Annotated in this window: 8 protein-coding genes and 1 pseudogene; 4 read left to right on the top strand and 5 right to left on the bottom strand. The window is 40.2% G+C overall.

Features of this window, described 5'->3' with window-relative positions:
- On the bottom strand, positions 1 to 719 hold a 719-nt coding region (prmA, locus tag D5R40_RS28190; protein ID WP_124155542.1), incomplete at its 3' end, for a 50S ribosomal protein L11 methyltransferase.
- A 678-nt stretch (positions 720 to 1397) separates the two neighbouring features.
- Positions 1398 to 2981: a phosphoglycerate dehydrogenase gene (serA, locus tag D5R40_RS28185; protein WP_124143123.1), complete on the bottom strand. Its 1584-nt coding sequence runs from the start codon at positions 2979 to 2981 to the stop codon at positions 1398 to 1400.
- Between the two features lie 299 nt (positions 2982 to 3280).
- On the opposite strand from serA, the gene D5R40_RS28180 reads away from it, so the two are divergent.
- Positions 3281 to 3787 (top strand): hypothetical protein, encoded by a 507-nt coding sequence (locus D5R40_RS28180; protein ID WP_124143122.1) that lies wholly within the window; start codon positions 3281 to 3283, stop codon positions 3785 to 3787.
- A gap of 209 nt (positions 3788 to 3996) precedes the next feature.
- Here D5R40_RS28180 and D5R40_RS36285 read toward each other — a convergent pair whose 3' ends face one another.
- Positions 3997 to 4152: a hypothetical protein gene (locus D5R40_RS36285; RefSeq protein WP_161564317.1), complete on the bottom strand. Its 156-nt coding sequence runs from the start codon at positions 4150 to 4152 to the stop codon at positions 3997 to 3999.
- 7 nt (positions 4153 to 4159) lie between these two features.
- Here D5R40_RS36285 and D5R40_RS28175 point away from each other — a divergent pair, with 7 nt between their 5' ends.
- Positions 4160 to 4939, top strand: a complete 780-nt coding sequence (locus tag D5R40_RS28175) for a photosystem II electron transport protein, Sll1252 family (protein ID WP_124155541.1) — start codon at positions 4160 to 4162, stop codon at positions 4937 to 4939.
- Positions 4932 to 5102 (top strand): hypothetical protein, encoded by a 171-nt coding sequence (locus D5R40_RS36280; protein WP_161565088.1) that lies wholly within the window; start codon positions 4932 to 4934, stop codon positions 5100 to 5102. Before D5R40_RS28175 ends, D5R40_RS36280 begins: the two co-directional genes overlap by 8 nt.
- 206 nt (positions 5103 to 5308) lie before the next feature.
- On the opposite strand, the gene D5R40_RS28170 is transcribed toward D5R40_RS36280, so the two are convergent.
- Positions 5309 to 5617 carry a hypothetical protein gene (locus tag D5R40_RS28170; RefSeq protein ID WP_445974452.1) on the bottom strand — a complete coding sequence of 103 codons (309 nt, stop codon included), beginning with the start codon at positions 5615 to 5617 and terminating at the stop codon, positions 5309 to 5311.
- A 998-nt stretch (positions 5618 to 6615) separates the two neighbouring features.
- On the opposite strand from D5R40_RS28170, the pseudogene D5R40_RS28165 reads away from it, so the two are divergent.
- Positions 6616 to 6762: pseudogene (locus tag D5R40_RS28165) on the top strand (RRXRR domain-containing protein); the annotation flags it as partial.
- Between the two features lie 730 nt (positions 6763 to 7492).
- On the opposite strand, the gene D5R40_RS28160 reads toward D5R40_RS28165, so the two are convergent.
- Positions 7493 to 7841, bottom strand: a 349-nt coding sequence (locus D5R40_RS28160) for a Uma2 family endonuclease (RefSeq protein WP_240041672.1), incomplete at its 5' end; no start/stop codon positions are given.

The raw sequence follows: 7841 nt of genomic DNA, 5'->3' as shown, positions 1-7841 counted from the left end.
ATAATTACTTCAGCTAAAATATTACAAACTATACCATCTACCGGACCAGAAGCTAACTTAATTAAATGCTCAATATCCCCATGTTCAACAATTAATTTTTCAGCCGTTATATCATTTAATTTCCGATTACCAATAGTGGATCTAATTGCTAGTGGGTCAATATCAACTGCATATATCTGACGTACCCCTAATAATGCTGCACCAATGGACAAAATACCACTACCACAACCAATATCAGCAATAATAGCTTCTGGATTAGGTTCCAACCCCAAGCGCATTTCCAATGACTCCAAACATAACTCCGTAGTAGGATGAGTTCCTGTACCAAAAGCCGCTCCTGGGTCTAAACGAAGAATAATTCTATCTAAATTTTCTGGTAAATCTAGCCAAGCAGGATGAATTAGAAAGTAGTCGCCAATTTCTTGAGGTTGCCAATATTGTTTCCAACTACTTGCCCAGTCTTCTTCCTCAATTAAATCCCAATTCACTACTGGAGTTGGTAGATTCATACATAGGGCATCCTGACGTAAGTGTACGGCCAAAGCTGACAAGTCCAACATTTGAGCTTGTTCTTCTGGTATATAGGCCCAGATCAAGCAATGATTCTCTTGGACTTGACTCGCAGTACCTCGGCAACCAAAAGTATCTAGACGCCAAGCAATGACTTCCTCGAGACTTGGGTGACACAACACTCTAATTTCCCACCAGTTATATGCCATAAAAATTTAAGCTTTTCTACATTGTTATTTTCTAGATTAGGTGTTAGGTCGTAGGTCGTAGGTTCAACAATTAATAATTAATTATTAATTATTATCTATCCTTGAAAAGAAGAGGATTGACGCGGAGCGTGAAAATTTTTTCTTCCCTTGGTCTATTGGATATGGTTAGGGAACCCATCCATCCCACCCTACGGTAAGCTGCACTTTTTCCTTCGGAATGCTGCGCAAACATGTCGGCGACTGCCGTTAACGTGCGTTGTGCGCCAGCAAAACGACCGCTTTTTTTCTCCTTTAAAGGAGAGGCTTTAAACCTTAATTATTCGGTAAATTTTGTCATAATTCATAATAGAGTATATAACCTACAACAGCTTTTTGAGATATTACTCTTACCTATAACCTATAACCGAAAAATCGTGGTCTAAACCCTCCCCTTTTAAGGGGATAAAAAAAAGAGAATTCCGTATTTTCTTGCCTCCTTATTGCAGAGGTACTGTTAGCGTAGCTCCTCCGGAGGAGGCTAACTGTTAACGCAGTTGCTCTGGAGGAGGCTAAGAGATAACTGAAATGACCTATTACCTATTAGACATATCCAAATAATCAAAAATAAAATCAATTATCGTACATGAATCATCAATTATTTCTCCCTACTCCCTACTCCCTATTTTCTAGAGATGTCTATTAAAGAGCAACTGTATAAGCATCCCTAATTCCTGGTTCTTTGAGAATTTCAGTTAAAATTCCTTCCGGCAATAAGTCATCAATACTTAATACCATCACCGCATCACCCCGAACAATTTTACGACCCACCTGCATACTGGCAATATTCACATTAAAACTACCCAAAAGTGAACCTATTTTACCAATAATTCCGGGCATATCTCGGTGTAAAGTCAATAACATATAAGGACTTGGGGGGACATTAATTGGAAATCCATCAATATTAGTAATCCGAATCTCATCTTCTCCAAGTAAAGCACCTCTAACGATATGGTCACCCAGAGAACCCTTTGCTTCCAACTCTAACGAACCAGTATAGTCCCGGACTGAAGCATCCTTAGTTTCCACTACTCGAATACCTCTTTCCTTAGCTTCAATTGAAGCATTTACATAGTTTACACGCTCTCGCAGAGCTTGAGAGAGTAAACCTTTGAGAGCTGCCACTACTACTGGTTTACTATCCCCAGTGGCCAAATCTCCTTGAAGACGGACATTCAGAAAATCAATTCGTCCACCTGCCAATTGACTAACTAAATTACCAAGAGTTTCAGCCAATAACAAATAAGGCTTAAGTTTTTCTAATGTATCTGGATACATACCAGGGATATTCACTGCCGATCTAGCAGGTAACCCCAACAACACATCTCGAATCTGTTCCGCAACATCTATTGCCACATTCACCTGAGCTTCAGCAGTAGAAGCTCCCAGGTGAGGAGTCATCACAATTTTTTGTCCTAGCTCTCGTAGTGGGGACTCAGCTTCTAGAGGTTCATTTTCATACACATCTATAGCAGCACCAGCAATTTTGCCTTCTTTTAAAGCTTCTGCCAAAGCAACTTCATCAATAATGCCACCTCTAGCACAATTAATAATACGAGCTGTGGGCTTCATTTTTGCGAAAGTTTCAGCATTAATAGAATGATAAGTTTCATCAGTTTTGGGTATATGGAGAGTAATGTAGTCCGATTCTTGGACCAATAAATCCATATCTACCAAATTACAACCCAATTGGTCTGCCCTTTCTTTAGAGATAAATGGATCGTAGGCCAGAATTTTCATACCCATAGCTTTCGCCACCTTAGCTACATGGGAACCAATTTTACCCAGACCAACAACACCGAGAGTTTTTTTGTAAACCTCTACCCCAATAAACTTTTTACGGTCCCATTTGCCACTAACAACTGACTGGTTGGCTTCTGCAACGTGGCGCGACATAGATAACATCATGGCAAGGGCGTGTTCTGCTGCAGCGATCGTATTTCCTTCTGGGGAATTAACGACTACAATACCTTTGCGGGTTGCTGCTGTTACATCTACGTTATCTACCCCTACTCCAGCACGACCAATAATTTTTAGTTGAGTAGCAGCTTCAATAATTTCTTTAGTAACTTTAGTACCAGAGCGAATCATTAAAGCATCATATTCTGGTATAATCTTAACAAGTTCTTCTGCGGGTAAACCTGTTTTGACATCTACCTGAGCTACTTGGGAGATAATATCAATTCCAGTTTTATCTATGGGATCGGATACAAGAACTTTTGGCATAGGAAATTAGTTGAATAATTGAATTATGTGACTGTTTTACCTACTGAAACTTTCGCTTCAGTAGGAAATTAGTTGAATAATTGAATTATGTGACTGTTTTACCTACTGAAACTTTCGCTTCAGTTTGATTTTTGAGTTTTTCAAACAGCAGGAGATTTTGCCAGACTATAAATTGTAATTAATAATGTTTATTTAGCAAAAACATTAACTGCTGACTTAACCTTACCTTCAGAGTACCAGTATGGGCCTATAATTTTATTGATTGTCAGAAATATTTTAGATTGCTTCGATCGAATTTTATGAATTATCTCGTTGCTGTATTATCAGACCGCATTCAAGCTGAATCTGCCTATTCTGCTTTGGAAAAACAAGACTTGCCAATGAAGCAAGTGGCAATATTGGGCCGGGGCTATAAAACTGCTGATGAATATGGCCTAATCGATCCTAATGAGCAGGCCCGTAAACAAGCAAAACAAATGGTTACTTGGCTTGCACCTTTTGGTTTTGCTGCTGGTGTTACTTTTAGTCTGATTACGGGATTGAATACTTTTGCCTGGGCAGGGGAATTTGGTAATCATTTTATTGGTGGTATATTGGGGGCTATTTCTGGTGCAATGGGTGGAACTTTTGTTGGTGGTGGAGTGGGTTTGATTTTTGGTGGTGGTGATGCTGTTCCCTATCGTAACCGCCTTAATGCTGGTAAGTATTTGATTGTTGTTCAGGGTTCAGAAGCTCTGATCCGTCTAGCAACTCGGACTTTATATCAGTTTAAACCAGAAAATATTCAAGGATATACTGCAAATTAGGAGTCAGGAGTCAGTCCTCAGGAGTCAGGAGGGAAGAAGAAGGAAGTTTTTCGGTAAGGGCGAATGGCATTTGCTAACGCAAAGCTCCGCTAACGCCCTTGCTATATATAGAGTCCCTGCGTAAGTTCTGATTACTTAATTCCTTCTTATTTGAAATCGGGTTATATCAAATCCGGTCGCGGGCATTTTGCCCGCACTACAGACATATATTAGCGTTTGCGGAGTATTTCGTAGGAAAGTTTTGTGTTAGCAAACATTAATATTTGTACCTCATATACGACCGAATCTGCTGTAATTATCACTCTCATTGTTCCTGACTCCTGACTCCTGACTCCTGACTCCTGTGAAATAAATTTATTCAGCAAAAAAATTATGTTACCAAAAGAAGAACTTCTCAAAGGAATTGAAAATCGCGAAACTATCACTCGCATCATCGATCTAGCAGAACAAGCTATCAGAACTTGGGAAATTACTCAGAGTGATTTTTTATCACCGCCAGAAATATTTGAGTCGGAAGCAATTTTTCAAAAGTTGACAGAAGTAGAATTAGTTTCCTGGGGTGGTTATCCTCAAGCGGAACGAAAAAGATTAGCGATCGCTCGTTCAGATTTGCCTATTGATACTTCGAGTGTGGAATTAACAGCTATTAATATTGAGGGAAATTTTCTGTTTGATACTGCTACTCACCGAGACTTTCTTGGTTCGATGTTAGGTACAGGAATTGTTAGGGAAAAAACGGGAGATATTATTGTTTTGGGAGAACGTGGCGCTCAGGCAATAGTTGTTCCTGAACTGGTGGAATATTTAGAAATTAATTTCCAACAGGTTCGGTCTGTTCCTGTTAAAATTAAACCTCTAGAATTGAGTGATTTAAGAATAAGAGAACCGAAAAAGAAAGAGTTAACAACTGTGGAAGCTTCTATGAGATTAGATGCAGTTGCTTCGGCAGGTTTTGGAATGTCTCGTAGTAAAATGGTTGATTTTATTGAGGGGGGAGATGTAAGAGTTAATTGGAAAGAAATTAGTCAGGCAAGTTATCAAGTTAAGTCTGGAGATTTAATTGCAATTCGAGGAAAAGGGAGGTTAGAAATAGGGGAGGTTGCTATTACAAAAAAAGAACGTTATCGGGTGCAGTTAACGCGTTATGTTTAAAATTAGGTGGTGGTGCATAGTAATGGTAGAAAAAGTTTGGGAAGTATGGGAAGTATGGGAAGAAATTAAAAAATATATATCTTCACCATTACGGTTGCAGGACAACCAAAAATTATTCAACTGTCTAATGTTGTCATTGCGAGGCGATAATAGAATAAGTTAATCTTCTGGGAAAAGCAGATTTTCAGCCGAAGCAATCTCATAATTTGACTCGGAAAGATTGGCACGGAGAGTAATGACTGAGTAAACCAATATAACTGTAGGGACGTTGCATCCAACGTCCGTAGTGCATGCAACATTCCTACTCAATAAAATGTAGAAAAGTTTTTCAGGTAAGAGTATTACCGAATAATTAACAATTATTAATTATTAATTAAATAATTCAGCTTTATTAGCCTCCCCTTTCAAGGGGAAAAGAAGAAATGAAATAATGTTTCCTTTGAACTGAGGAAACACAAAAGACTTGAATTGACCAAACTTTTTGAAGCGCGGAAATCCATGACCCCGCTTCTGAAAAGCTTCCCTGGTGTCGTGCAGTCTACGAATAGTAGTCTGCAACACCTGAGAATGCACCTGGCCCAAACTCGGGAATTGCTTCTTAGCTTTGGGCAGGTTGTTTTGTTGACGATGGTAAGACGGGAACGGCTCATCGGCAGGAATGATGTACTCCTTCTCCAACGAGCACCTGTCTACAGCAGACTGTGTAGGGGCACTTTGACTTGTCCCCAGAGAGTGTATCTTTGGTCAGCTAAGAAGAAACGAAGCAACATGGATTTATCCTGTTGCGTAGTATCTGCTTAGAATCCCCGTGACTAACCTCCGGGGAGTAGTCAAGCAGATTCCCTGAAATAGGCAGGAGAAAACCCCTAATCCCGGAACCGAGGTTGAGGAATTCCACATTGTCGTCCCATGCGCAACAAAGTTTTCTGAACACAAACCTAAAAAAATAACGGGAGGAAGTTAGCCAGCCTGTTTTAACGGCTGGTTGAATAACGACACGCGGGTAATAAAGCGCAGTAAAAATCTGCTTTACTTGCTATACTCTGCTTTACTTGCTATACTAGAGATAGCAAGTAAGAACAAGGTTTGTCGCCATGACAAGACCGCTAGTGCAGTGAAATTCCGGTGGACAGTATAAGGGGAATTAATTTTTTACGACGGCTGTTTGCGCAGCATTCCGCAGGAAAAGCAAGCAGGCAGCTAAAGCAGCGAGAAGATTGCTCCAACCAGCGTGAGTAAAACCACTCGTGAAAGCTAAAAAAAAGTAAGCTCACAGCTAGATTTTGGTGTATGCCGAGGAGTTTAGAAGTCTGCCCTTCAGGCTGTAAGGAAATGTGGATTTATCCCCTAAGCGGTGGGTAAACCACGGAATCCAGGGTGTTTCAACCCCTGGAGATGTCAAACAAACCCTCTATAACCATGTTCTTAACTAAAATTAACCAACTTATACAAAACTAGCAAAAAACAATGAAAAAATCTCTAGACAATTCCAAAACTAACAAAAACCAAATCGCAAATGTCCAAATCTCGGCCAACACCCTCAAGGAGCTGTCCATCGAGGAGCTGTCGAGTGTCTGTGCTGGCGGCGATTCTAACAGCAACACATACGGTCGTTTCTTAGGGAATTATGAATGTAATCGTTGTCAAGATTTACCCAAGTCCGACTCCAACCAGAGCAATTGATTAAATATTGTCCTATAACTGAATTATCTCAAGAAATAGTGAGGTTTGACACTCAGTTAATGCAAAGCCCTGAAATATCAGGAGTTGAATATCAGCAAGGTGAATTGCATGGCTATGAGCTAAGAGAATATTTGCTCGAAAATGAGTATAAATACTCAGAAGCCTGACATCCTTGCCCTGTCAGAACTTTAAAATAAGATGCGTTTGCCCTACGACTCCAACTGATGGCTCCTCGTTTCAGCCTAGCCGACCATCCTCTGATATAGAACCCATTTGGGATCTATTTAAAAAGAGAGGGGGAAGATGGGGAGATGAGGAGGTGGGGGTTGTAACTGTTGGCTATAAATCGAGACTTAAATGCTAGTTTAAATCTAGCTATGGCGGTCAGTGAGAGCTCCGCTAACGCGTTTCGCGCCAGCGTTGCGAAGCAAACGACCGTGACAGCCTGTGGATTGGATAACGCCGACGTTACCAGGTAGAAACAGGAATAGAACAAGCTATCTAGAGATAATCATAGATTTGCATAGATAGGTGTATTGGATTATCACACTAGGTGGTCAGAATGTAGTACCTCGTCTAGCTTTAAAATGTGGGTAAAGAGCGAGTCAATGAAGACCTCTCCCCCAACCCCTCTCCTGCAAGGAGAGGGGGGAGATTTTACCCACAATTTTAGTCTGGACGCGCTGGTAGGTTGGGTTGAGGGACCGAAACCCAACAACAATAGATATTTCCCACTTGTTAGGTGAAAACCATAGGTATCTGTTGGGTTGCGCGATCGCTTCACCCAACCTACTAGACTATTCCTCCAAAACCACATCTTCATAAAGTACCTCAATTGGAAAACTCAGCTCTACAGAAGTTAAATTTACCTCATCCTTGTTCCCCATAATTAGAAAGTTCCAAAATGCCATTTTGATTAAGTCGAAAACATTCAACTATCATCTTTTGTGCATTAATCAAAAGATATTTTTTCAAAGTAGAAAGACGACGATAATTTTGAAACTTTTTACCGCGTTCAATTGCTTCAGTATCAGGAGACAAAATTTCAGCAATTAAGCAAGGATAATAAAGAATTTTAGTTGCACCTCTATCTTGTTCCTTGTAAGTAATATCATGTCCGGTTGAATAGTTATAATTAAAGCTTGTAGTAGAGCTTGAGCATCGACGATTAACGGGGTTAGGAACTGGCCTCGTTAATCGTCGATGCTCAAGCTCTACT

The organism is Okeania hirsuta (genome assembly GCF_003838195.1).
Lineage (GTDB): Bacteria > Cyanobacteriota > Cyanobacteriia > Cyanobacteriales > Microcoleaceae > Okeania > Okeania hirsuta.
Note: the sequence above shows the minus strand (reverse complement) of the source record. Positions and strands in the feature narration are given on the sequence as shown.